Raw genomic sequence first — 25,266 nt, forward strand, 5'->3', positions numbered from 1 at the left:
CAGCAAATATGATCTGATTGTTGATTAATCTTCTTTTGCAGTTGAATAAGGGTCCTGGACAGCTGTTCTGGACCCTATACCTGTTGTTAAAGAGGCTTGCTTTAAAATTCTTAGTATAGATTTAATAGAAATTAAAAATGGCTCTAAAGCTTAAGCTTTGGAGCCATTTTTTTAAGGAAGCAAATCAGTTTACTCGGTAACAATAAATATTTCGCCGAATTCGGTGCTGAGTTCTGTTTGTGCAACTTCAGCTGCAGGAAGATTGAAAAAGTATCCGGCCTGAACTCTAAAATATTTCTGTCCGTTCACTTCAATCTCTACCAAACGTGATTCTTTATAGCCTTGATTGCGCAGTGATTCAAGGACCGAAGTTGCTCGGTCACGCTCAGTGAAAGAACCTACTTGAACGAAGTAGTGTTCTTGTGCCGTGGCTGTTTCGGTTATCATAATTTGTTCTGCTTCTGGATCAGCCTGAACTGTTTCTGCAATGACAGCTTCTTCGGCTGGAGCAGCTGTATTAGATGTAATGGCACTTGCTGCAACTGGTTCAACGTTTACATCGTCAATGGCGCGAAGTTCAACGGGGGTAAGTCCTTTATTAACAATTCCGAGTTTTGCTGCGGCAGAGTAAGAAAGATCTATAATTCTTTGGTCAGTATCAGCAAAAGGACCGCGGTCATTGACACGTACAATTACTTTTTTTCCGTTATCACGGTCAGTAACTTCGAGCATGGTTCCCATGGGAAGGGTGCGGTGGGCTGCAGTCATAGCGTACATATTATAGGTTTCGCCGTTTGCAGTGGTTTTGCCGTGAAAATCATCCCCATACCATGAAGCCAGTCCTTGAGCTTTGTAACCTTTTGATGTCAGGTGAGGTACGTAGGTCTCCCCATTCACTGAATATGGATCAGTTTTGAGAACGGGTTTAACCGTGTTGGGAGAATCTTGTCTCTGAACTTTGTGCTGCTTCAATGGCGGGGTAGAATAAATTCTTTTTTTTGCACACCCTGCTGAAAAAATGAGCAGGATAGCAGAAACCATAACTAAAAATTTTGACATAATAACCTCCAGCATACCAGAATGATATAGTACCATTTAAAGACAAATGATCATCCTTCCATAGTTGGTGCAGGCATTAAAGTCCAGTTGAGAGAGTTATAACATGCATGTTTTATAAATTTTAATTTCAATAACTGCGTCTTTATCTATTACTTCGTGAGAGAGCCAGGGCCAGAGCCGTTGTCAGTTTAACCAATTCATTGTTACTGCGGCGAACTGTTGAAGCCAATCTTTTCCCGATAGTCATTAGAAGTTTACATCCAATGGCTGGATGTCTTTCTATAAGTTCAAAAAATTTAAGCCTATCGGTGACCAGAAATTCGGAGTCTTCAACAACCAGTACTGTTGCAGAGCGTTGATCACGGTCAATAAGAGCAATCTCTCCAAAGACCGGATAGCTGCTGTTGTCAAGATTTGCCAGAACCTTACATGGATTTTTCATTTCAGTGAGAGGAATATTCATGCCTTCAATTAACATATGTTTACTGATACGAACTTTTCCATTTATGAGGATGAACATTTCATCACCTTCATCACCTTCAGTTATCAGGTTTGTGTCTGACGTAACGGAGATGTTGGCAAAAATGGATCTAACTTCGACAAGTTCTTCAGCAGTCAGGTCTTGAAACAGAGGTATGGATTTCCAGTAATCATTCATGCTCAGAGCCTCCACCGGAGCTTATGGTCAGCAGCGCATCATACTGTGCCATAGGTTCATTATCTGATGGGTTCATCTTTACTTCTGGGCCTTGTACACCAAGAGAGGTGTCCTGTCCTGAATTCTTAAAAAGCTCCATGATGAATTGATCCAGCGCTGATCCCTCATCCATTACATCTTGCAGTGATAAATCTTTACCCAGTTTACAGGCAGCAACTGGAAGTGTTCCGTCAGATTTACGAATTTCAGATGTGAGTTCTCCCCAGTTTTTATTTTTATCATCAGAAGTGCAGGGCCTAAATTGAAGACTTCCTGAATTTCCAATTCCAAGCAGATTTCTAAAAAATGACCACATTGAAGGGCTTATACCCATCATGCCCATCATACGGCTGGCTATTTCTCCGCGTACAATAATTTCATTTGCTCCAGCCCGTAGCAGATGTTCTTTATTTTCCTGTTTAGCTATTTCAGCATATACTGGAACCTTAGGAGCAAGAGTCCGTAAAGCCAGCACAGCATAAATAGCCTGTTGATCTGACTCCTTAGCATCAAGTCCTCCTTGGCAAAGTACATAGACTATTCGCGCCATTTCAGGGTTAGATCGCGAAATGATATTAGCCTGACTTATGTCCCCGCTTACAAAATGTAGTTTATCCCCGATTTCAAGACGGAATGAAATTTCATCTCGTTGTTGCTGGTCCAGGTTGCTTACTATGACAAGATTAAAATTTTTCTGCGAGCTTTGATCTCGTAGAGATTCAATGAGTCCGAAGGCATAGTCATTCCAGCCCAATAGAATTACATGATCGCTGATTTTCACTGTTAAAAGCCCCTTACGTTTTTTGGCTTTCTGTTCAACCAGCATGGAAGCCATGTTACCTGTTAAAGATGTTACCAGACCAATACCTGATATCATAACAAGCCCGCCAAGGATTCGACCTGGAATGGTTGCTGGTACCATATCTCCGTAACCAACTGTGGTCAGTGTTACAATTGACCACCAAAAGGCATTAGAAATTTGAGCATTCTCATTACCTTTAAGTTCCAGCCAGTAGAAACCCATTGTGCTGAGCAATAGTAGTAATGCTGTGGCAATGACCAGCTTGCCTAAACCGGATTTGAGCCATTCTGTATATTTCATAAGAAGATGCCTCCGACACACTTTCTGGAATTCTAAAACTTTTATAGCAGGTGTAATGTCAAAGCTGATTGAGTTTGGAATTAGAAAGTATGCAAGCTGGAAGTAGCAATGAGCACAATATTTGGTATGCTCACTTGGTTCGTCAATGAAAGTTAAACTATAGCCTCTAGTAACAGCATGTTTCAAGAGAAATAAAAAAAGGAAAGCCCGCCTTCTCCAAATGAGAGGGCGGGCTTTAGAAACAAAATGAATTTGTATTTCTACAAATAGCCGAGAGCTGCTTTCATTTCACCGGGAACAACAGCATCTTGTTTAGGCTCAAGAGTCTTCCAAGAAGCACCGGCTTTCTTGCGGGATTCTTTTACTTCTTCAAGGCTGTAACCTGTGCGGGGAACTTCAAGAGTCTGTCCTGCGTAAATGAGATCAGGGTTTTTGATGATATCCCTGTTGGCTTTATAAATAAGAGGCCACATGAAAGGATCGTTGTATACCTGCTGATATTCAGCAATCCACCACAGACATTCACCTTTTGTAACTACGTGTGAAGTGGGCAGTTTTTTATATTCACTTTCATAAATTTCCATAGGAGTCGGAGGAACAACTTCGACGACAGGTTCTTCTTCAACGACAACAACTTTGGTTTCTTCAACGACAACAACGTCATCCTGAGGAATCTGTTTTTTAGCACATCCCCACGCGAACATCAGGCTGAAGGCAATTGCAAGCCAGATAAGTTTCTTCATTTTTAAAGGCCTCCTCACATTATTAAAATTTAGTTTGGATACACATTTTCTACAGGTTATATTCTAACTGTTTTTGTCCAGTTATCAACAATTTCTTTTTCTTGCAACACTTTGGGACTTTTAGGGTTTAATTTATATGCATGCTGAGTTGCTTCAACTGCTTTTTTCATCCATCCGCCAAGGCGCAGGCTTCTTGATGCATGTACATAAAGCATTTCCGGCTCATCTCCGTAGATAGTGTCAATAAGATTTTGATATTCTTCACGAAAAACTTCACGAATAAGCATATTCTGCGAAAAAAGTAATCTTCCAAGTAAAGAGTTATCACTATGATTACAGAGATATATTGGGAACAGTTTCCTGCATCTGGATATGATAAATCTGATGCGGCTTATTTCACGTTCCATACTTTCTTCTGTCTGTTCAACTACCTGCACGAAGTCTTGGCCTATCAGTGATTCAGGAAGGGTCATATCCTGTCCACGCAGGTTTGAAAATAATGGTGCATAGTTGAGATTTTGGTATGAGTCTTCACGCAATTTAAATGCTTCGTGAAAAATGTAGCCCATACCCCAGTCGAGAAATCTTCCCGATATATGGTTTTCCTCTTCGTGGCGGAAAAGTAGATGGGCAGTATCTTTTAACCGCCAGAGCAGCCCCTTGTGCATATTGCTGCCGATAAGATCGTTGAGAACTTCGAAGCTGACACTACATTCTCGGTCAAACGTTTCGAACTGCTCTTCAAGGGCACTTCCGGCAAGGCAGAAGTCTCTGAATGTGTCCCGGATAAACTCCGGTCTTTTTTCCTTTATCCATGATTTGGACATCGGTTCTTCCTACTTAAAATTTACTTTTTACATTCTGCAGAGCTGGCAAGTTTGGCCATTTCTGCAAGTCTGTCATCTACTTTACGATAAATTGTACCTGCGGGAAATTTTCCGTTTTTACCTTTGCTTCCAGCTTTTACTCCGGTCAGAATCTGCATTGCTTCTTCGATGGTTTTGATGGGATATATATGAAATTTACCCTGTTCTACAGCATCTACGACATCGCTTCTAAGCATGAGGTTTACCACATTGTCGGCTGGTATGAGAACACCTTGTTTGCCATTAAATCCACGGCGCCGGCATACTTCAAAATAACCTTCAATCTTACGGTTAACCCCGCCTACGGCCATGATTGTTCCAGACTGGCTTACAGCACCTGTAAAAGCGTAGTCAAATTTAATAGGTACGCCGGAAATGGCGGAAAGTAGAGCTGCAAGCTCTGCACCTGATGCAGAGTCTCCTTCAATACCGGCATAGCTTTGTTCAAAACAGAGGCTTCCAGTTAGTACTATCGGTTTATCCTGTGCAAATAGTCCTACAAGATAACTTTTAATAATCATCATGCCTTTGGTATGGATAGGTCCCCCCATGCGCGCTTCTCGTTCAAGGTCAAGAATGCCGCCATGACCGACCCCTACGGTGCATGAAATCTGGTGCGGAAGACCGAATTCATAGTTCCCGAACAGGGTTACGGAAAGACCGTTTGCTCTACCTACTCCTTCGCCGGAAGTTTCAACTTTGATTACTTCACGGTCATACTCAGTCATGAATTCATCTTCATAAAGATTAGAGCGGAAATCGCGCATGGATATGGCTTCTTCAAGAGAAGCAAGGTCTACAATTGATTTACCGTCAAGCCTTGCAAGAGCTGAAGCTTCAACCATGACTTCTTTTACTAGCGGAATACGCAGCGAAAGCCTTTTCTGGTCTTCGGAGAGTCTGCTGGAGTAATCTACTATTCTGGCAAGTGAAGTTCGTTCAAATGGGAGCAATTCAGATTCTTTAATAATTTTACCAAGTACCTGAATGAAGCATTTAACGTTTGCAATATTACGCTCCGCAGCTAACTGCATATGAGCTTTTAACTTGAAATATTTTCCGAATCTTTCGTCATTATAAAGTAACAGCTCGTATGTCTCTTCAGAGCCTATAAGAATTACAGTAAGGTCAAGGGGTATTGGTTGCGGTTCAATCGTTTTAGTCCTTACTTGATCACTGTCACCGGGATCTTCAATTTTAGCCTGTCCGGTACGCAGAGCTCGGAGTAAGCCTTCCCATGAAGACGGGGTTGTAAGTATATCGTCAGCGTATACAATGAGAAAACCATGATTTGCTTTGTGAATCGATCCTGCACGAATAAGGGTAAAATCAGTATAAAGCGCACCCATTTCAGATTCACGTTCAATAGAGCCGAGCAGGTTGAATGCTGTAGGGTGATCAGCCATGACTACAGGGGCTCCCTGAGTTTCGCTATTATCAACCAGCAGGTTTACCTCGAAGCGTGCGAAGAGTTCTTCCATTGGTGAAGATTCAGGAAGTTGTAGCCCTGGAATCAGAGACGGATTCTGCGAATCTTTAGCCATGAAGAGGTCAATATTATCAAGTAACTCATTTTGAAGATCATCAAGGTATGATTTAATAATTTCAAATTGAGAAAAATCTTTATGCAGAGGGGTTAAAATATCTTTGAGAAGTTCTTCCGCTGAATCCTGATGAAGTTTACGTTCATCCTTACGGAATCCTTCTTCAGTTTTACTGATGCGTCTTAAAATTGTTGTCACTTCAGCAAGCAGGTCATCAGCCGAGTTGCGTAATGTTTTGCGCAGCTCAGGGTCAAGACGTTCAAATTCATCGTCGTTAAGAATGCGTCCTTCAATGAGCGGAATCAGGGTCAGTCCGCCATGGTCATCAATTTCCAGATTGAATCCGCGTTCTTTAGCAAGTTCTTCCATATCAGAGAATAAGTCTTCACGCTCATCCTGAAAATTTCTGGAAATTTCTTCCAAAGCTTTTATATGCGGTTCGCGGTCAAACCAGGCTGGCAGTTGTTCTTTAATCTGAGAAACAGCTTCAGACATTGCATTTTTAAACGCTTTACCACTGCCCGCAGGAATACATACAGAAATAGGGCGGTCCTGATAATCGAAATTGTAAAGGTAAAGCTGATCCGGAGGTGTGGGTTGTGTGGCTGCCCTAAGCTGAAAATATTCACGGGCGAAATAGCTCCGCCCAAGATTTGGTTCACCTGAAAGGTATAAATTGTGGCAAGTTCCCTTGATAGCCAAAGCCATGCGGAAAGCCTGCATAGCTCTCGGCTGGAAGAGGTCATAATCACCAACTGATTCTGGAATATCAAGACTAGATTCGAATTGAATTTTTTCAGGGTCTTGTTTTGAACTTAACTTGCTTATGGATAATTCTTTTGCTGTCATATTTATTGAAAATTTCCTGTCTTTTAAACTACTGGGGTTAGGCTTTTCCTAGCTTTTACTTGGTTAATGTTAAATTGTCACTTGCCGTGAAGCTCTTTTCGTAGAATTTCTGTTATGTGATAATAATTTAGTCGTAGTTATGACTATTAATTTAAACCATTCATGGAGATTACTGATTGTGAAATTTTTTACAAATGAATATTTGTAATTATTACATGTAATTATAGTAAAATTTACTTGCAAAAAGGGCTGAATAAGCGTTCAAAAACAAAATAGCTGTTGCACATAACTGGGTTCAAGGCTATGAATTTTGAGTGTTTTTTGTTGCGGGGTGCAGTTGTCGGCTGGTCTTTGATAAAAAATCAGTTAAACTAGAGGCTACGGATAAAGAATCCGTTGACTCTTAATTGATGATTGTGCTAGACGGAATTCACTTGTGAAGGTTTGCGCAAAGTCGTCTTTGCGTACCGGGGCCATCTCATATAACATTAGGACAAGTAGCAACATGCTCTCCTTTAAAGGGAATAAAGAGGTTTTCGATCTTCTCGGTAATGCCGCGACGATGGGAACCCATCTCGTTGCCGCTACCTTTGTAGGGTTTGGTGCCGGATGGTATCTTGATAAGTGGTTGGGTACGAAGCCTTGGCTTCTTTTTATTTTCTTGTTTTTAGGAATAGCTGCCGGTTTTAAGAATGTTTATGATGAAATGCAGCGAATTCTGAAAAAGGATCAGGGGAAAGGTTCTCATTACAGTGAAAATAAATCAGAAGATTGAATCATTCCTCCACAGGCGTGGCTTCACTCATCCGGACGTATGCAGCTTGGTGCGGAATCAATTATATCTTGCTGCCGGAACATGTTTTTTTGCTGCTGTAGCTTTCGGGTTTGCCCCTTGGGCACTGGCTCTGGCAGCCGGAACAGTTTTGATTACGTTCAATTTCTGGTCGCTGGCTAAATTCGGCCAGCATCTGGCTTATATGCGCAAGGGCGCAGTGGTGTCTTTGCTTATTCGCTTCTACGGTAGGCTTATTTTATCGGGGCTGGCCTTATACGGACTTATAGTCTTTGGAGAGTGTTCAATTTATGCTCTTCTGGCAGGTCTTAGTACGGTAGTAGTGAATGCGATATTTTGGGGCGTAGCCGGGTTACGGCAAAAAGTGAAGGAGGCATAAGGATCATGGCTGGAGGTTTACCACATCCATTATTGATCATGTCTGAACTTAACCATGCTTTGGGAACTCATATTCCCAACCACGTGTGGTACACATGGTTCGGCATGAGCGTTCTGTTTGTTTTAGGTTTTATAGTTTCCAGGAAACTCAGCCTGGTTCCGGGAGGGGTGCAGAACCTCGCCGAGATTATAATCGGGGGCTTGGAAGATTTTGTCGTCACCAATATCGGCGAGCGTGGACGCGAAGTTTTCCCTTTCATGTGTACTCTTTTTGTGTACATTTTGATTCTCAACCTGATGGGTCTTGTTCCCGGATTTGACGCTCCTACTGCGAACGTCAATACCAATGCGGCTATGGCCGTTTGTACTTTTCTCTACTACAACTATGTCGGCATCAAACTTCACGGCGCCGGCTACATCAAGCATTTTATGGGTCCCATTCCGGCACTCGCACCCTTGATGTTCATCATTGAAGTCGTTTCTCACATATCGCGTCCGCTTTCGCTTACTCTGCGTCTGTTCGGTAACATCCGTGGTGAGGAAATCGTTCTTGTTCTTCTGTTCCTGCTTGCTCCTGTTGTTTCCACCTTGCCCATGTACTTTTTGTTCATGCTGGCAAAGGTCATTCAGGCTTTCATTTTCTTCATGTTGACCATGATTTATTTGAAAGGTTCTCTGGAAGAAGCTCACTAGGAATTTGTCAGGTAGACTAAATTTGGGGAAATGGTCTTGCGACCAATTAAATAAACTTACTTTTTGGAGGATTTTACAATGCGTAAAGCTCTGCTTATCGTTCTGAACACAATGGCTCTGGTTCTCGCTGCTGGTGCAGCATTCGCTTCCGGCGTAGCTCCTGAAGTTGCTTCTGCAACTGCTACTGCAACTGCTATCGGTATGGCTATTGCTGCTGCTGGTTGTGGTATCGGTCAGGGTCTTGGTCTGAAAGCAGCTTGTGAAGGTACAGCACGTAACCCCGAAGCTGGTGGTAAAATCACTGTTACTCTGATTCTTGGTCTGGCATTCGTAGAATCACTCGCCATTTACGCTCTTGTTGTTAACCTCATCCTTCTTTTCGCTAACCCACTCATCGGTTAGTTTTAAGGATTTGGAAATATTTAAAGGAGGCCTTTTGGCCTCCTTTTTTTTAACAAATTATTGTTAATTTTTTCACATACTTTAGATCTGTATTGGGGTTTTACAGAGAATAAGTATAATGCCCTGCATAAATTAATTATTTAGGCATGGTGGGGTAGCCGAAAGTAAGGGTTTTAGTGTATATACTTTTCAGATGGAAGGTGGCGGAGAAAGGCGGTATTTGACTATAGTTGATAAAGCCATATTCTTAGGAGTGGTTTTGAAACCTATATTCTTGCAGCCTATACTACCAACCTATACTTTTTACACCGGCAATGGTGTTAACGACAGGAAACCAAAGTGAAAACCCAGAATATTCCAAAGGCGACAATTAAAAGGCTCGCCGTTTATATACAAGTACTGACCGGACTTAAACGAGATGGTGTAGAAGTTATTTCTTCAGAAAAACTTGCGCGTGCGTGCTCGGTTAATCCCTCTCAGATTCGAAAGGATCTAGCTTATTTCGGTGAATTCGGTGTGCGCGGAGTAGGCTACTACGTGCATGAATTAATATCCTCAATCAAACAGTCACTTGGCGTTGATCGGGTTTGGGGATGTGCTCTTGTTGGCGTTGGCAATCTTGGACGCGCATTGTTGCGCCATAAAGAATTTGCTTTGCGCGGATTTTCCATACGAGCTGCATTTGACTGCGATCCGTATAAAATAGGTGAAATTGTTTCAGGACTTGAAGTTGTTTGTACCAGACAGCTAAAAGGGCGTGTGGACGAACTTGGTCTTGAGATTGGTATAATTACTACTCCACCTGAAAGAGCTCAGCGTGCAGCTAATTATTTAGTTGATGGTGGTATTAAGGGAATCGTTAATTTTGCTCAGGCAAGAATTGATGTTCCTAAAGAAGTCCCTGTTGAATATGTGGACTTTACACATCACTTTTATTCTGTGGCTTTTAATATAAGCTCCGCGGGATAAATTTAAATTTTACAAATTCAAAAGGGCCGCAATGATTGTATTGCGGCCCTTTTTTTATTTTGTATGCAGCAACAACAGCATTAGTTGAGTATGAACTTTTTTTTGATATTGTGTTTTTTAAGTAAAGCATAAAGGCGTGAAACTGAGAGCCCTGAGGTTTGCGCTGCTGTAGTCATATTTGCTTTGCAATGCATAATAAGGCTTTCTAGGTAGAGTTTTTCAGCCTGTTCGAGGGCTTGCTCACGATACTCTTTAAGAGGCGGGAATTTATCCGTTTCAGGTGCCTCATACGGTGGAATTATAACATCTGAAGCTGCTATTCCCAATTTAATATTTTTAGTTTTGTTGCCTTTAATTATGGTTAAAGTCTTACGGGTTTCCGCATGGGGTAATAATGATGCCTGTGCAGCGGCAATACGGAGTCTGACCGGTAGGTGAATCGGTAAAAATTCACCTGCTTCACTGTTTGCAGTAAAGACCTGTTCAAGTACATTAAAGAGCTCTCGAACGTTACCTGGCCATGAGTATGTCTGCAGCGCATCCAGAAATTCATCCGATACAGCAATTGGACTGGCACCAAAATCAACTGCCAGTTTATTTAAGTAGTAACGAGACAACATACGGATATCCGAGGCTCGTTGACGTAAAGGTGGCAATTCAATTACAAACGCTTGTAATCTATAAAGTAAATCCTGTCTAAATCTTCCAGCCTGTACTAATGCTTCAAGGTCTCTGTTAGTTGCAGCGACCAGCCTGAAATCACTTTCCAGTTCTTCATGCCCGCCCACAGGCCGGAATGTTCGCTCTTGTAAAACGCGGAGAAAAGATTTTTGCAGGTGGAGCGGCAGTTCTCCAACTTCATCAAGGAAAAGAGTGCCGCCGTCAGCTTTGGCAATCAGCCCTTTGTGCGACTTTTCAGCGCTGGTAAATGCTCCTTTTTCATGACCGAAAAGAATCGACTCTACGAGATTCTCAGGTATGGTTGCGCAGTCGACTATTATGAAAGGATTGTTACGTCTGCTGCTGTTGTCATGCACAGCTTTTGCAAAAAGTTCTTTTCCTGTACCTGTATCACCAAGTATCAGCACGCCAACATGCGTTTCAGCAGCCCTAGCAGCCTGATTAAGGCAGCGCATTATAGGTATTGAGCGACCGACAATATTATGATGTCCAAGCTTTGGGTGTGATGCCTGTTTTTCAAGACGGTATTGCAGAACTCTGCGCATTTGTAGCATATATTCTTCTGCGCTTGCCGGTTTAGAAATATAATCCCATGCCCCTGAATTAATAGCTAATTCGGCCCCTTTTGTGTCACTCTTAGCTGTAATTATGACCACTTCAGGAGTGTTATTCAGTTGTTGCAGCTCCGAAAGTGCATCCAGCCCATTACCATCCGGAAGAACAACATCGAGAAATACGACATCATAACGTTCTTCACGGGCAAGAGCCATACCCTCTTTAAGGGTTAGTGCATTTTCGCCACTATGATTAAGGTTTCTGGCAATTTTGACCAGCAGTTCGCCGATATAAGGATCATCATCTATGATTAGAACTTTTGCCATTTGGGATTCCGTATATTCAGATATTCAATAAAATATTGAGAACTGTTAATAAATAAGTATTTGAACATACGTTTTGTTATGTGGCAATAACTTTTGACTTATCTCTGATAAGAAAAGGAATCCCTATCAATGAAAAAATAGTAATCCATATTCTTTGCATAAGAAAAATGGAAGCGCCGGCATAAACTACATGGTTTGAGATTGCTGAAAGCAATGTTTCGAATGCTGCTTCATTAACTCCCAGTCCTGCTGCAGGGGCAGGAATCAGTCCTGCAAGATAAGCTAGAGGGCTTGAAAAGAAGAGTTCATTAAATGATGGTATTGCAGGTAAATTTTGAGATTGTGAAAAAAAGTAAAGTGATACAATAAGTAGTATATGTTGAACAGCTGTTAAGATCGCAGTTAGAATAATCGTTTTTGGTTTATTTCTGTATAATAGCAGTGCCGATGTGAACTCTCCTATTTTACTTCCAATTTTGGTTTTACTAAGAAAATTCTTATAAATAATACCATCTTGCAATAATTCAGGTGCAACTATAGGGGCTAAGAGGGAACCAAAAATTGCAATTAAAATAGCAGCCCAGACTTCGTTTTTTATAGAATTACTGGAGCTAAACAAGCATATGAGTATGACCAATACTGAGAATGTTGAGCCAACTGTAATTGCAGTTTTTTTATTGCGTGTTAGAGATAGGTATCCGAGGAAAGATGACATCCACAGGCCATAGATTATCGCTAGCAGAGGTGGGACAAGGACTTGTAATTGTGGTGATGATAAAACAGTCTCCCAGTTAAAAAGGATACCAATCCCAGCTAAAACAAAAAGACCCATGAGGCCTATAATACGATCAATTATAATGGCGGCTCCTACTTTGGGTTTTTCTCCGGTCTCTCTTACTGTATAAAAAAAACGGGCAATGTCCCCACTGGCAGCGCCGAGCACGCACTGAATAAAGAAGTACATTACAAAATTTATTTTAAGACTGTTGTATGTACTAATCCTTATCTCTGTTCCTTTTAGTAGTTCCTTATACCTAAATGCACCGACATTCATACCTAGAAAAATAAGTAAAATTCCACCCAAGAAAGAACCAAGATGATCTTTTGAAACAGTTAGATAATCAAAACGTATGCTTCCTGATCTGATCAGCCAGATAATTAAGCATGCTGCAAGTGTTATTTTAAGAAAATTAGCGAGTTGTGCTGAAAAAAAACTTCTTTTTGGTTCTGGATAGCTCAAGTGGTGCTCCGGTTAGGTTGATTCGCTTCATTTACAAATATTACTCTGTATATGCAATAGAACTTTCCTATATTGATTTAACATATGTGAGTCTTCAAATCATTTTTAAAATCTGATTGACAAGTGTAAAAAATAATGTTGTCTCTGCAACTGTTGATTAGACAACGGATATACTTTTAGGAAGAAATTATGAATTCGTTCCCGTTTGGTTATTTAAATGCACAGGTTGTAAGGCTTAATAAAGCTATTCTAGCAGAAAAGCTGGAGGCAATAGGAATTACTTATTGTCAGATCGGATTTTTGATGGAGTCATTATTAAATCCAGGAAGGACACAAGATGAGTTATCTTTGATATTGAGCATTGATAAAGGCGCTACAGCTAGAACAATCGCCAAGCTCGAAAAATTGAAATTTCTTTACAGAGAAGAAAATCCTGATAATAGAAGGCAAAAATTAGTATATCCTACTGATAAAGCTAAAGAAATACATGAAGATCTCACTGCTGTACTTATGAACGCGAATGAGGAAATGCTGTCCGGCTTAGATTGTGATGAGAAGGACTTGGTAATGAAGTGTATGGTCAAAATTATTGATACATGCAGAGAAAAACTTGGAATGCCAAATCTGTGGGATATTATTTAAATATATTTTAGGCTGTATAGTCGATATGAAGAGGTTATAATGAATGATGCTAAGAAGAGAGCTGTAGTCTTTGCCGTAGCAATAACTCAGTTTACAATGCCGTTTATGTTTTCTGCTGTTGGGATTTCTTTGCCTGTTATTGGTAAGGAATTTGGCGCAAGCGGTCTGGATTTAAGTCTTGTTGAATCAATATATGTTGGTAGTGTGGCAGCACTTCTTCTTCCATTTGGAAGACTGGCGGATATGTTCGGAAGACAGCCTATGTTTCGTCTGGGAGTATTGCTGTACACGATCTTTACATTTCTTACCGGTTTTGCCCATTCTATTGAAACTGTAATCATACTACGTATGGCTCAAGGTATTTCCGGTGGAATGTGTATAGCTACAAATATGGCGTTGCTTACTGATTCCGTCCCGAAAGAAGAACGCGGAAGAGCAATGGGGCTTGCTGTTGCTGCTGTTTATGTAGGTTTGTCGGCAGGCCCGTATATAGGTGGTCTGGTCGCTACTCATCTAGGATGGCGCTGGTTATTCTATCTGGGCATGATTCCGCTTGGTATTTCTTATATTGTTGCTCATCGCAATCTGAAAGAAAAGTTTCAATCGTCTGTGGAGAAATTTGATTATGCCGGAAGCGTTTTGGTTGCTCTTTCTGTTGCAGCCCTTGTTTTTGGAGGAACAAGCCTGAATGCAGGGTGGCTTGGACCTGTTTTACTTGTTTCAGGTATTGCCTGTTTCGCGTTGTTTATTTACACGCAGGATAGGTTTAAGAATCCGTTGATTGAATTAACTCTTTTTAAAGAACGTAAGGATTTTTCCGATGCTGCTCTGGTACAGTATATCAACTATGCCGGAACATTCGGTATCGTCTTTCTCTTTAGTCTCTACCTGCAAAGTGTAAAAGGGCTTACTCCTCATGAAGCCGGGCTCATACTTGTGATCCAGCCTATAGTTCAGGCCGTTTTATCACCTCCCTGCGGAAGACTCGCAGATAAATTTTCTCCGCGCATTATTGCCTTGCTTGGTATGCTTGCCTGCACGACAGGAACAATTATGGGTGCGCTGGTTACTGCTCAGACCTCTATACCGTATCTTTACACAATGTTTGTCATTCTTGGTGTTGGTTTTGCGCTATTTTCATCTCCTAATATGATGATTCTTATGGGTAGTGTTCCTCCATCTCGTTTTGGTTTTGCTTCTGCTGTCAGTGGCGGTTTACGTACTGTCGGTATGGTAACCAGTATGGTCATTATCTCTATTTTTCTTTCAACCGTAATGGGGGATGCTCCGGTCTCTCCTGAATCAGCTTCTTCATACCTATCCGTAATGCATTTCTCATTAATTACTCTTTCCTGCCTGTGTATACTGGCAGTAATGGTTTCTGCGAGAGCTGTTGTACGGAAGTCAGCAGTTGCCAAAGAAGACCTTTGTGTGCAATCTGCCGGAAGTAACGAGGAGATGTAAATGGCAGAGATAAATATCAGTGGATCAGAAATAATCGGTGCAGCAAGTAAGGCCGGGCGTAAATTAACAGATGATCCACGTCTTGATGCTGGTTTCAAGTCGGCAACGGATCAGTCCAGAATTTTAGCCTACTATGTAACTTTGCTGGTTAAGTGGAATAAATCCATGAATCTGGTAGGTCCTGCCTCATGGAAAGAAATATTTCATTCTCTGATTATTGATAGTCTGCATCTGGCTGATTTTTTAAATTCTCTAAATCTCCCCAAAGATTCTGTAGCTCTTGATTTAGGTGCGGGGGCCGGGTTACCCGGAATTCCCTTGCGCACTGTCTGGCAGCAAGGTGATTATCATCTAGTCGACTCCCGTCAGAAGCGTTCAGTTTTTATGCGTACAGCTCTGCGTATGATGAGTCTGCCGCGTACCTATGTTTTTCAAGGACGCGCAGAAAAAATTCCGCAGGAAATACTCCCTGCGGATTTAATTCTGAGCAAAGCATTTATGCCTTGGAAAGAACTTTTACCTTTTGTTAAGCCGATGCTTGCACCGGGCGGCAGAGTAGTAATTCTTTCTAATGATCCAGCCCCGCAAGATTCAGATATTATTGGGTTGAATTTTAAGCTGGAATCTGTTTTGCAATATAAAGCAGGAGATAAAACTCATTATTTCTGGTCGCTATTACCTGATAGCTGATCGAGTAGTCCGCCTTTGAAAATAAGTTTGGTAGCATGCTCGTCGGCTATTTCTGCGACGTCCATCAATCTTTCGAGAAAATCAAGAATTTCAAAACGTTTTTCCTCGGTGCCATTGTCAAATTCAAATTTCATGTCACCAGAAGTCATGTAATGTTCAAGTTTTTCTAAATATTCATTATTTATCATTAAAAAATCCTCATTTATTTTCACGGTTCTAACAGATCAAACATGATGATATGGTGAACCACGTAGAATTGAACCTGCACGGTAAAGTTGTTCCAGCAGCATGGTTCTGGCCAATTCGTGAGGAAGGGTCATTTTGCTCAGGGAAAGTTTGACTCGAGCGACATTCTTTACTTCTTCCGATAACCCAAATGGTCCACCAATGACAAAACATGGTGTCAGGTTTGGGTCCTCAGTCCATTGGCTTAATTTTTTTGAAAGTTCTACTGAAGTCATTTCTGCACCTTTTTCATCCATGCAGATTAGCATATCAGATGGTTTAATCTTAGTGATGATTGACTTCCCTTCACGCAGAACTTTTTCTTCTGGCGGAAGTTTACCCGGTGCATCTTTAAGAATAGTTTCTTCCAGCTTGTAGAACCGTCCTAATTTTTTTGTGTAATGGGCACATGCCTCATTGAAAAATGGTTCCTTTAGTTTTCCAACCCATACGAATCTTATTTTACTCATTAAATTAAATTTGTTTTAAGGTTGCATCTAACGTTTGATTAGACAGGTTTATTTGTACATAACCACCTCCGGAAGCCATTCCGGGGTTAAAAATGCGTGATTTACCTATGCTGTCTTCACCACGTGATTCGTGGATATGTCCGCTGATAACGATGTCTGGTTGATGTGTTTCAATAAAAGTCCTGACGGACTTGCTACCAACATGCATTCCATTTGATAGCATATCTAAGGAAGTGTTGTATGGAGAGTCGTGTACAGCAAGGATCAGCTTGTCATACTTACCTGCTCTGGAGTATGTTTCTGCAAGCATTTCGGCCATTTCTTCTTCAGTTATTTCGCTTGGAGTTCCGAAGGGAGTGGGGATAGAACACCCTACACCCATAATTTTGATTCCATCGGCTAGCTCACGGACTTCAAGATGCAGATTGGCTCCTTTTGATTTAAGAAAATCAGTAACATTGCTGCGATCCATATTTCCGGCCTGAGCAAGAATGTTGGGATTTAAATGATATATGGAATCCCAGACTTTCTCTACCGCACCTTGCGGTGAATGGTTGGTCAGGTCACCTGTAACAATGACACCAGCGGCTTTATCAATATCCGGTATCAAATTTGGCAGGTTAAGACTCTGGTGAATATCTCCAAAAGCGATCCAATAAGTATCTTTTTTAGACATAGTCTCTCCGGTAGAATAATTTTTAGTATGAACAGGGCATAAGTGATCTTTGTATTGGTGTTTTGCTATCATTTTTGGCTTCAAAAACCAATGCATAAGCTCTGGTTTTATCGGGACGGATACTCACATAGTTTCCTTATTGCTTCATTCTTCTATTGATTTTTAACAGGAAGACATGGTCTTATTAAGTGGTTTTTAAAAAAGTGAAATTGGGAGATCGGTTTGGATAAAGATGTCATCAGGAAGAGGCTGCTTAAAACGCGTTCCAGAATGTGTGCTTCGGATGTTGAAGTTAAGAGTGGCAGGATTGTTGAATCAATACTCAGTCTTAAGCAGTGGATAAATGCGCAGGAAGTTTTGCTTTACTGGCCTATAAAAAATGAGGTTGATGTGCGACCGCTCCTTGAAGCTGCCTGGGACAGTGGTAAGAAATTGTTTATGCCGTGTTGTAGGACTGACGAGCCGGGGTTAATGGATTTTGGCGTGGTCCGTGCCGAGCATGATCTGTTGGGAGGATCATTTGGTATAAAAGAGCCCTGCAGGTCACGGTGTGAATTTCCTGATGCAGTTTCACCTGATATTGTTATCGTTCCGGGCGTAGGGTATGATTCTCATGGTTACCGTATTGGATTTGGCGGCGGTTATTATGACCGTTTTCTGGCACGGCCGCAGAAGGACTTTTTTTTATCTGTGGGTGTATGCTATTCTTTTCAACTTGTAGAAGGATTTCCTGTCGAACCATGGGATCAGGCTGTTAGTCTGGTTTGTACCGAAAAGGAGTTGATATGGCAGAATTAACTTATATACCATTTGTTTTTCCCGGACTTGAAAAAATCTCAGTTGTTTTTACTACAAGAAACGGTGGTAAGTGTGAGGCTCCTTTTGATGAAGGAAATATTTCTTTTGATGTAGGCGACGATCCTTATAATGTACGTGAAAATAGAACTGCTTTGGCTGCAACACTAGGCATAACTCAGTGGCATGAATGCAAACAGGTTCATGGTGATGTTATCCATTTTGAACCGGAATGTGGTTCCGCCGGAGATCCGGCTATACTCGAAGGAGACGGTTTTGCTACATCAGCTAAGGGGCATGGTCTTGTCGTTAAAACTGCTGACTGTCAGCCTATTTTAATTGCTCATAAGGATGGTAATTTTGTAGCTGGGTTGCATAATGGCTGGCGTGGCAATGCGATGAATTTTCCAGGTAAAGGTGTTAAGCGTTTATGTGAGCATTACAGTTGTAATCCTTCAGATCTGCTTGCTGTTCGAGGTCCAAGCTTAAGTCCTGCGGTCTCTGAATTTAAGAATTTTTCTACTGATTTTGAACCGGGGTTCGAAGCTTATTTTGATGAGAAATCCAGAATGGTTGATCTTTGGCAGCTCACAAGGGATCAACTGCAGGAAGCAGGTCTTAATCCACGAAATATTTACAGTATTGATATGTGTACTTATTCCATGTCGGATACTTTTTTTTCATATAGACGAGATCACATTACCGGAAGGCAGTGTTCGTTGATCTGGATTAAATAGAATACGAGTGAACGTGTCTTTTGAATTTTTTGTAAGTTCTAAATTTTACCAATTGTTTAGAGTAAAACGTAAAAAAGCCCCGGATGACATGGTCATACGGGGCTTGATAATTTAATTCAAAATGTGCTTATGCACTTTGTGCTTTCTCGATAAGCTTAAAAACTCTTTCTGCCAGCTGATTAATTTCTGCTTTTGAAATCTGGTCATCAGCCCCGACAGACTCTCCTTTATGGAAAAGGGTATCAGTAATGATAGAGGAGCAGAGTAATACAGGAAGATGTCTTAATTCGTGATCATCTTTTATGCGCTTGGTCAAATTATGCCCATCCATAACTGGCATTTCAATGTCAGTAACTACAATATCAAGATAATCATTAATGGTTTTGCCTTCAGCTTCTGCTTTGGCTTTCCATTCAACTATTTTATCCCAAGCAGCTTTACCATTATGAGTTCTGGTAACTCTAAAACCAGCATCTTCCAACATTTGACCGATCATGCGACGTATCATGGTGGAGTCATCCGCAATGAGTGCCTTGAGATGACGTTTTTCAATTTTATCGACTAATGATGCTTCTGGTACATCTGTAAGATCCATACCAGGGTTAAGGTCGGCAACAATTTTTTCAAGGTCAAGCAAGAACACAATGCGACCTTCAAGCTTGACTACTCCGGTGATGGAGTTTGCTGTCAGGGAAGAAACCTGCCTGCTTGGTGCTTCTACTTGCTCCCAGCTTATCCTGTGAATGCGTGTTACACCTGAAACAAGAAATGCTGTGGAAATTTTATTGAATTCAGTAACGATTACTTTAGGAGCTTCGTCTTCAATTCTACTTTTACCAACTCTACGACTAAGATCAATAAGTGGAATAATTTCTGATCTCAGGTCAAATGCACCGAGAACTGCATCATTTGCAGCATCAGGCATATCGGTAAGCTCGGGCAGCCTGATGATCTCAACAACTTTAGCTACGTTTATTCCGTAGAAGCTGCGTCTTGTTGCTCCATCGTGAACGTTATCAATTTCATCAATATAAAATTCAACTATTTCAAGCTCATTAGTGCCTGATTCGAGCAGAATATTTGTTTGAGACATTCTCATCCTCCCCTGAAAAATAGCGGGTCATGCCAGTTTGATTATATGAACAACAAATCTCAGCTTAATATTAGACTGAAATGCTTGTTTATGAAAGATGTTTTTAAACTTTATAACAGAGTTTGTCTCTGTATTTCCAATGTAAATATAAAAAAAGTCAACTTGATTCAGTAGATTTATCACAAAAAAATAAAAAAATAACATAAAAAGTTAAAATTAAGCCAGATTGTCATAAACCTTAATATAATCTTTGATCATTCTTGAGCAATTATATTTCTTTTTACCACTGTGAAAAGCATATGTTCCTATTTCCCGTGCCAGTCGTGTGTTTTTGAGCAGTGCCACAACACTATCGGCAAAATTTGTTTTTTCATAAGGGGGCACAAGGATGCCTGTGGAATTATGTATGATCTGTTCAGGAACACCTCCTACAGCATAGCTGACTGTAGTCAGACCTCTGGACATGGCTTCAAGTATGACTAAAGGATGATTGTCTGCAAGAGTTGGGTATACAAAAATATCAGCAGCCAGCATGAACTCGCTTAGTGTTTCCCGGTCAACGTAAGGCAATGAAATAAAATCACCTTCCCGTATATTTTTATTGCCTCCAATAGCAAAAGCTATCGCCCCAGGTACTTGTTTCTTAATTATATTCCAGTATTGAGTCCATTGGGGACCGGATTTATATCCGGCATCCTGTCCTCCATGGGCAATAAATAAGATAATTTTTGATGCTTGGTGGAGTCCAAATTTTTTGCGAACCTTTTTTTTATCTTCCAAAACTTCAGGCCACGGTATGCCGTTAGGAATTATTTTTACTTCTAGCCTTTCGTCTGACTTGCTTGCAAGTTTGGCAAGCCACCTAGACGGTGAGACAATCAATGCCCCGGAATTTAAAAGTGCGGAAATGTTTTTTTGGCACACTGCTTCAGAGTCCGGGAAATTTCTTGGGCAGGGATTAATGCAATTTCGGTTAAAATGCTCGCAATCAAGGGGATACGAGCATCCTCCGGTGATCATCTGGGTATCGTGAAGAGTTATAACGACTTGGGTCTCTTTATGAAGAGTAGTAAGGAATTTTGCAGGATCTGCCGATGAATGCAAATGAACAATGGCGTTCGCAGGTATGCTTCCGGCAGCTTCATCTGGACTGATCAGCTTATCACTGGTTTTTTCTGAAGCCTCATATGAGTGTATGCATTGGTATCCAGTCTGTTCAAGACCTTCACATAGGAGAGCAGCAACTCTTGTTGCTCCTCCACTTTTGGCTAAAGCTGTGTGGTGAACTATTGTCCTGTTTCGCATAAAATTTCCAGAATATCATGTTTGAGGCACCAGAGTATATGGAATTTGGCTTTCTGGTTGGACAGCTCAGGTTCAAGTGATTTAATTTTTTCAACTAGCAGGGCAACAGTTATCGTCTTGCGGGCAAAGAAGGATATTTTACGGATAATATCCTGCTTTAAAATCCTTTCCAGCCCGCTGTAGACCAAAGGAAACTCTTTACCATGATATATTGCTCTGCCGGTTATGCCTGTAACTACTTTCATCTCATTACTAATGGATGAGGTGGTGTAGTGGGCAAATGTTTCTCCGAATCTTACCTGTACTGGATGCTTTATATCGCAAAGCCCTTCTTCATTTACAGGAGTGCTATTTAACTCATCCCAGAGCCTTAGGTACTGCTCGATTACTTTTTTCCATGTAAAATTTGTCTGAATATGACGAGCCCCGGTGCTGCCCATTGTTTTGCGCAGTTCCGGATTATTTATAAGCTCTTCCAGAGCATCAGCCAATTTAGGTGTGAGCACTGCTGTCTGCTGAGCTAAAAGCAGGTGGTACTGATTATCGAAACAAAAAGGAGCCATAACATCTACTTCAGGGCTTTCATCAGTACCTATTGTATCAATTAGAAATCCTGTTTTTCCGTTAATTACCAAATCTCGGTACCCGTCGTAGTGAGATGCTATAACAGGCAGCCCCATAGCTCCAGCTTCAAGAATTGTCAGACCAAAGGTCTCTTGTGGATTGTCGGAAATGGAAACAAAAATATCAGCTGCGCGAAACAAGTCTGTTTTTATATTATCCTGTGGACGGCTTACAATAGAAAGCTTCAGCCCCATATTCTTAGCCAGTTGCGAGAGAGTTTCAGGGAAGTCATCTCCTTCGTCGGTCCATCCGGATAGGATAAGCCTTACTTTATTACGATCCATTCCTCTTGCAAAAAGTCTTTGCAGAGCCCTTAAAAGGGGCAGGATATCCATTTTGGAGTAGTGGGCAATACGGCCGAAAACAAGAATATTAACTATTCCTTCTCCGTTCATTTCCAGATTATTTAAAGCCTGCTCTTTTTGCTGTACACTGGGAGGTGAGAAATATTCCGTATTAATTCCTAAAGGAATTTTTCTTATTTGCGGGGTGGGAAATTTAATTTCATCAAGTTCAAACCCCTCACGCAGATGCTGGAAATATTTTTCAACAACGGTTGTCCCCATAGTCGATGTTGCGATAATACAGTCGCGCTTAGTAGATCCTTTCCACATATAATTAAGAAAAAACGACGCGTAGTTACTGTAACTTAAAGAATGAGTAGTTCCGGTAATAGGAAAAATATGTTTGGAAAACTGATTTCTAATCCGGGCCAGATGTGGGGGAAACAGAATACAGTCTGACTGATGAAAGCAGAAATATTTTTGCTTACTTATCGCTTCCGGCAGGTCACGCCTGTCCATGACTTTCACTCTGCCACTCTTGAACAGTGCTGAAAAATTTATTTCAATAAATTTTGTAAAGGTCTGGCAACTTGCATTTCCGGGGAGAAAAAAATGATATTCATCAAATGGATCTGCTTTGAACAGGCCATTTATAAAGCCTTCGTTAGCGACTTTTCTCCCCAATATGGGGCCAGCCTCGTAGAAGGGGTCCAAAGTTCCCCATATTCTTTGAGTTTTCATACATTATTTCAAGCCATATTTGGACCAGTCTTGTCAAAGGATTTATTTTCCTCAATCCCTCTAGGGAGCGCCATATTTCCGGCACAGTTTTCCTTTCGAAGGTGAATAATATCTTTTGTTAAGTTTTAAATTAAAAGCACTGAAAATTATAACACGCAGATATTTTGCTTATATCACACTGTTATATCGGTGATTTTGAATTTATACATTTTCTATAGAGAAGAAAACATACTCTGCATAATATATTTGACCATGTTGATGGTCTTTTTTTTGCAAGCTTCAATTCAGAAAACTATTTCTGACAGCTTAACTAAGGCAAAGAAGGAGACCTGAAATGAAAAGAGGGAGCAGACCCGAACTGCTTTGGGGGTTCGGTCTTAATAATAATGAAGCGGGAAAGATTGAGGATTCTCTCGGTCCCGGCTTCTTTTTGAGAAATTTCTCAGAAAGATCTCTTCCCAGCGAAAAGGAACTCAGTAATCAGGAGAAGCCTGCTGCTACTTGGATTCCTCAACGTGTATGGGATGAACTTCCTGAAGCCCGCCGTGAGGCATATCGTAATCTTGAATCTACACAGCGCATCCTTATTCAGGATGAAAAAAAGAATAATGTTGACCTTGAAAGTGTTCTTGAAGATGGCTTTCTTGCAGTCATAAGTTCTCCGCTGACCAGCACAAAAGTGCAGGATGCCCTTTTCAGGGCGAAGGAAATTTCCGGTCTTTATGGTGATCTTTACCGTATGACCGAAGAGATTATTATGGAGCGTGAACTTCTCAGCCGTAAGACTGAGCATCTCATGTTTCTTAATACCCTGCTTTCAAACGCTACTGAGCGACTTGAAGTTGCGGATATACTCGGGCAGGCAGCAGAAGATTTAAAGCTGCTTTTACCTGTACTTTCCGTTCAAGGAGCATTCTGGAATGTACTTGAGACAGGACGGCATGTAGAAACTGAAATTTATCTCAATCCGGGACTTCTTGGTGAAGTACAGTCCGAATGGACTGAATTGATGATTGAAAATATCGTTGCTCTAAGCGGCATGGATGTTCTGGGCTACAATATTTCTGAAACCGTAAATGTCAGTGACCGGCAGATGGTATACAGTCCAAATGCAGGAAGAGTTTTGGCTCTTCCTCTGGTTAGCAGAGGCGATAAGTTTGGTTGTCTGGTTATGCTTTGCGATAAGAATATCCGGCTGGCCAAGGATCAGGTTTCAACGCTCAATGCGGCCGTGAACCATTTGTCTCTTGCGCTTAACAACGCACTTATGTTCACCAAGATAAAGACCCGTGCTGACCGTGACGGTCTGACCAGAGTATTCAACCGCCGTAGTTTTGATGAAAGACTGGTTGAAGAGTTTAAGCGTCATCAGCGTCTTAATACTGATTTATCTTTACTTATGATCGACCTTGATCATTTTAAAAATATTAATGATACATACGGTCATCTGGCCGGTGACATGGTTCTTGAACGTGTTGCAAGGCTTTTTGAATCAACATTTCGTTCAACAGATTTTATTGCCCGCTACGGAGGGGAAGAGTTTGTTATTTTGCTTCCGCATACTAAGGAAGCTGATGCTGAAATGTTAGCAGAACGCGTTAGAGTTAAGATTGAAAAAACAAACATGCCATATCAGGATAAGAATATTAAGGTAACGGCAAGTATTGGGGTTTCATCTGTCAGACCCGGAAGTCTTGAAAAAGATGTAGAAATTCTGCGTAAGGCAGACGATGCTCTCTATAATGCTAAGGAGCAAGGTAGAAATAGAGTGATGGTTTCGCCAATGCGACCACAGCTTAAAATTATGTAAGAGCTCTCCATCAGCCTAATAGCTGTCAGGTTGATTAAAAAAGCCCCGCAACTGGTATACCAAACTAAGTTGCGGGGCTTTTACCATTTATAAAGCCAGACTATTACTCAACTGATTTTTTACTCTTCAGCAATGGTTTTTTAATACCGAACTTTCGTAGAATATTTCTCATACTGTCAGTTGATGCGGCTGTTCCGGTATGACGTATGAACACACGATACCAGATACGTGTTCCACTTTTTCCCGGTTCAACATAAGAATTAAGACCACGTTCAATAAGCTTGGAGTTGAAGTCCTGTGCTTTACCGTTAGAACCGAAGGAAGCAACCTGATATATGTAGTTGTAAACAGGTGCTGCCGGTTCTTCAGGGTTATCTATTTCAACAGAGAATGTCGGCTCAATTGGTTTTGTTGCCTTGGCCTGTTCTGCTTCTTTTTTAGCAGGAGCAGGAGATTTTTTTATCTCAGGCTTGGCAGCGACTTCTTTTTTCTTTGGCTCTGGTTTTAATGCCGATTCAGGTTTTTTCTTTATAGCATCAATATATTGAAGTTCTTCAGGTTTCAAAACTCCACCTTTCACTTCACCAGAGCTGTTAGCAGAACTTGATGGCATCATCATTTCCAGTTTAGGCATATCCTTTTCGGGCTGATACCCTCGTCCCAGCAGAATACCCAGTACAAAGAAAGCACAAAGAGCTGCAACACTTCCTGCACACAGTCCTATAATTTCAGGTACTGTGAAGGTAAAAGTATATTTCTTTTCCTGGGTTGAATCTGTTGTTCTTTTTTTTCCCTTAGGGGCTGCCATCATGT

Annotated in this window: 26 protein-coding genes; 11 read left to right on the top strand and 15 right to left on the bottom strand. The window is 41.1% G+C overall.

Annotated features, from left to right (window positions below; translation table 11 throughout):
* Positions 1–189 precede the first annotated feature (189 nt).
* The 6 genes from H589_RS0103105 to H589_RS0103130 all read right to left on the bottom strand — a co-directional run bounded on the left by H589_RS0103105 (position 190) and on the right by H589_RS0103130 (position 6,860).
* The gene (locus tag H589_RS0103105) at positions 190–1,059 is read right to left on the bottom strand and encodes a septal ring lytic transglycosylase RlpA family protein (RefSeq protein WP_027720679.1); all 870 of its coding nucleotides are present in this window, start codon (positions 1,057–1,059) and stop codon (positions 190–192) included.
* A 142-nt stretch (positions 1,060–1,201) separates the two neighbouring features.
* Positions 1,202–1,717, bottom strand: coding sequence for a Crp/Fnr family transcriptional regulator (locus H589_RS0103110; RefSeq protein ID WP_027720680.1), 516 nt, complete (start codon positions 1,715–1,717; stop codon positions 1,202–1,204).
* Positions 1,710–3,044 carry an ion channel gene (locus tag H589_RS19025; RefSeq protein WP_084146833.1) on the bottom strand — a complete coding sequence of 445 codons (1,335 nt, stop codon included), beginning with the start codon at positions 3,042–3,044 and terminating at the stop codon, positions 1,710–1,712. Before H589_RS19025 ends, H589_RS0103110 begins: the two co-directional genes overlap by 8 nt.
* Positions 3,045–3,118: 74 nt before the next feature.
* The gene (locus H589_RS0103120) at positions 3,119–3,601 is read right to left on the bottom strand and encodes a LysM peptidoglycan-binding domain-containing protein (RefSeq protein ID WP_027720681.1); all 483 of its coding nucleotides are present in this window, start codon (positions 3,599–3,601) and stop codon (positions 3,119–3,121) included.
* Between the two features lie 56 nt (positions 3,602–3,657).
* A complete protein-coding gene (locus tag H589_RS0103125) occupies positions 3,658–4,428 on the bottom strand; it encodes a hypothetical protein (protein WP_027720682.1) in 771 nt (256 codons plus the stop codon).
* 20 nt (positions 4,429–4,448) lie between these two features.
* Positions 4,449–6,860, bottom strand: a complete 2,412-nt coding sequence (locus H589_RS0103130; protein WP_027720683.1) for a Lon protease family protein — start codon at positions 6,858–6,860, stop codon at positions 4,449–4,451.
* A gap of 505 nt (positions 6,861–7,365) precedes the next feature.
* On the opposite strand from H589_RS0103130, the gene H589_RS0103140 reads away from it, so the two are divergent.
* The 5 genes from H589_RS0103140 to H589_RS0103160 all read left to right on the top strand — a co-directional run bounded on the left by H589_RS0103140 (position 7,366) and on the right by H589_RS0103160 (position 10,095).
* A complete protein-coding gene (locus H589_RS0103140) occupies positions 7,366–7,635 on the top strand; it encodes an AtpZ/AtpI family protein (protein WP_027720684.1) in 270 nt (89 codons plus the stop codon).
* A 49-nt stretch (positions 7,636–7,684) separates the two neighbouring features.
* Positions 7,685–8,032: an ATP synthase subunit I gene (locus H589_RS0103145; protein WP_245577030.1), complete on the top strand. Its 348-nt coding sequence runs from the start codon at positions 7,685–7,687 to the stop codon at positions 8,030–8,032.
* A 5-nt stretch (positions 8,033–8,037) separates the two neighbouring features.
* A complete protein-coding gene (gene atpB / locus H589_RS0103150; RefSeq protein ID WP_027720686.1) occupies positions 8,038–8,724 on the top strand; it encodes a F0F1 ATP synthase subunit A in 687 nt (228 codons plus the stop codon).
* A gap of 78 nt (positions 8,725–8,802) precedes the next feature.
* Positions 8,803–9,126: an ATP synthase F0 subunit C gene (gene atpE, locus H589_RS0103155; protein ID WP_027720687.1), complete on the top strand. Its 324-nt coding sequence runs from the start codon at positions 8,803–8,805 to the stop codon at positions 9,124–9,126.
* A 339-nt stretch (positions 9,127–9,465) separates the two neighbouring features.
* Positions 9,466–10,095 (top strand): redox-sensing transcriptional repressor Rex, encoded by a 630-nt coding sequence (locus tag H589_RS0103160; protein ID WP_027720688.1) that lies wholly within the window; start codon positions 9,466–9,468, stop codon positions 10,093–10,095.
* 80 nt (positions 10,096–10,175) lie between these two features.
* Here the strand turns inward: H589_RS0103160 and H589_RS0103165 are convergent, their stop codons facing one another.
* Positions 10,176–11,657: a sigma-54-dependent transcriptional regulator gene (locus tag H589_RS0103165; RefSeq protein ID WP_027720689.1), complete on the bottom strand. Its 1,482-nt coding sequence runs from the start codon at positions 11,655–11,657 to the stop codon at positions 10,176–10,178.
* Between the two features lie 76 nt (positions 11,658–11,733).
* Positions 11,734–12,897, bottom strand: coding sequence for a lysylphosphatidylglycerol synthase transmembrane domain-containing protein (locus tag H589_RS0103170; protein WP_027720690.1), 1,164 nt, complete (start codon positions 12,895–12,897; stop codon positions 11,734–11,736).
* Between the two features lie 189 nt (positions 12,898–13,086).
* On the opposite strand from H589_RS0103170, the gene H589_RS0103175 reads away from it, so the two are divergent.
* Genes H589_RS0103175 through rsmG form a run of 3 tightly spaced genes read left to right on the top strand, consistent with a single transcriptional unit; the run spans position 13,087 to position 15,693 of the window.
* Positions 13,087–13,539, top strand: coding sequence for a MarR family winged helix-turn-helix transcriptional regulator (locus tag H589_RS0103175; protein WP_035074739.1), 453 nt, complete (start codon positions 13,087–13,089; stop codon positions 13,537–13,539).
* Between the two features lie 39 nt (positions 13,540–13,578).
* Positions 13,579–15,003, top strand: coding sequence for an MFS transporter (locus H589_RS0103180; protein ID WP_027720692.1), 1,425 nt, complete (start codon positions 13,579–13,581; stop codon positions 15,001–15,003).
* Positions 15,004–15,033: 30 nt separating this feature from the next.
* The gene (gene rsmG / locus H589_RS0103185; RefSeq protein ID WP_027720693.1) at positions 15,034–15,693 is read left to right on the top strand and encodes a 16S rRNA (guanine(527)-N(7))-methyltransferase RsmG; all 660 of its coding nucleotides are present in this window, start codon (positions 15,034–15,036) and stop codon (positions 15,691–15,693) included.
* On the opposite strand, the gene H589_RS0103190 is transcribed toward rsmG, so the two are convergent.
* From H589_RS0103190 to H589_RS0103200, 3 genes are read right to left on the bottom strand one after another with little or no spacing between them, the layout of a single operon-like run.
* Positions 15,663–15,881, bottom strand: a complete 219-nt coding sequence (locus H589_RS0103190) for a hypothetical protein (protein ID WP_027720694.1) — start codon at positions 15,879–15,881, stop codon at positions 15,663–15,665. The genes rsmG and H589_RS0103190 overlap by 31 nt on opposite strands.
* A 36-nt stretch (positions 15,882–15,917) precedes the next feature.
* Complete coding sequence (locus H589_RS0103195) at positions 15,918–16,388, bottom strand: 23S rRNA (pseudouridine(1915)-N(3))-methyltransferase RlmH (RefSeq protein WP_027720695.1); 471 nt, start codon at positions 16,386–16,388, stop codon at positions 15,918–15,920.
* A gap of 4 nt (positions 16,389–16,392) precedes the next feature.
* On the bottom strand, positions 16,393–17,064 hold the full coding sequence (locus H589_RS0103200; protein WP_027720696.1) for a metallophosphoesterase: 672 nt from the start codon (positions 17,062–17,064) through the stop codon (positions 16,393–16,395).
* Between the two features lie 222 nt (positions 17,065–17,286).
* Between H589_RS0103200 and H589_RS0103205 the strand changes: the two genes are divergently transcribed.
* A complete protein-coding gene (locus tag H589_RS0103205; protein WP_027720697.1) occupies positions 17,287–17,862 on the top strand; it encodes a 5-formyltetrahydrofolate cyclo-ligase in 576 nt (191 codons plus the stop codon).
* Positions 17,850–18,596, top strand: a complete 747-nt coding sequence (locus H589_RS0103210) for a purine nucleoside phosphorylase YfiH/LACC1 family protein (protein WP_027720698.1) — start codon at positions 17,850–17,852, stop codon at positions 18,594–18,596. Before H589_RS0103205 ends, H589_RS0103210 begins: the two co-directional genes overlap by 13 nt.
* Before the next feature lie 127 nt (positions 18,597–18,723).
* Here H589_RS0103210 and H589_RS0103215 read toward each other — a convergent pair whose 3' ends face one another.
* The 3 genes from H589_RS0103215 to H589_RS0103225 all read right to left on the bottom strand — a co-directional run bounded on the left by H589_RS0103215 (position 18,724) and on the right by H589_RS0103225 (position 22,643).
* Positions 18,724–19,689: a chemotaxis protein gene (locus tag H589_RS0103215; RefSeq protein WP_027720699.1), complete on the bottom strand. Its 966-nt coding sequence runs from the start codon at positions 19,687–19,689 to the stop codon at positions 18,724–18,726.
* Between the two features lie 216 nt (positions 19,690–19,905).
* A complete protein-coding gene (locus tag H589_RS0103220) occupies positions 19,906–20,994 on the bottom strand; it encodes a glycosyltransferase (RefSeq protein WP_027720700.1) in 1,089 nt (362 codons plus the stop codon).
* Entirely contained in the window at positions 20,976–22,643 is a 1,668-nt protein-coding gene (locus tag H589_RS0103225) for a glycosyltransferase family 4 protein (protein ID WP_027720701.1), read from the bottom strand. Before H589_RS0103225 ends, H589_RS0103220 begins: the two co-directional genes overlap by 19 nt.
* A gap of 334 nt (positions 22,644–22,977) precedes the next feature.
* On the opposite strand from H589_RS0103225, the gene H589_RS0103230 reads away from it, so the two are divergent.
* Positions 22,978–24,453 carry a sensor domain-containing diguanylate cyclase gene (locus H589_RS0103230; protein WP_027720702.1) on the top strand — a complete coding sequence of 492 codons (1,476 nt, stop codon included), beginning with the start codon at positions 22,978–22,980 and terminating at the stop codon, positions 24,451–24,453.
* Between the two features lie 103 nt (positions 24,454–24,556).
* On the opposite strand, the gene H589_RS0103235 is transcribed toward H589_RS0103230, so the two are convergent.
* Positions 24,557–25,261 carry an SPOR domain-containing protein gene (locus H589_RS0103235; protein WP_027720703.1) on the bottom strand — a complete coding sequence of 235 codons (705 nt, stop codon included), beginning with the start codon at positions 25,259–25,261 and terminating at the stop codon, positions 24,557–24,559.
* Positions 25,262–25,266: the final 5 nt, after the last annotated feature.

Origin of the sequence: Maridesulfovibrio zosterae DSM 11974 (assembly GCF_000425265.1) — a bacterium.
In the GTDB taxonomy this organism is placed as follows: Bacteria; Desulfobacterota; Desulfovibrionia; order Desulfovibrionales; family Desulfovibrionaceae; genus Maridesulfovibrio; species Maridesulfovibrio zosterae.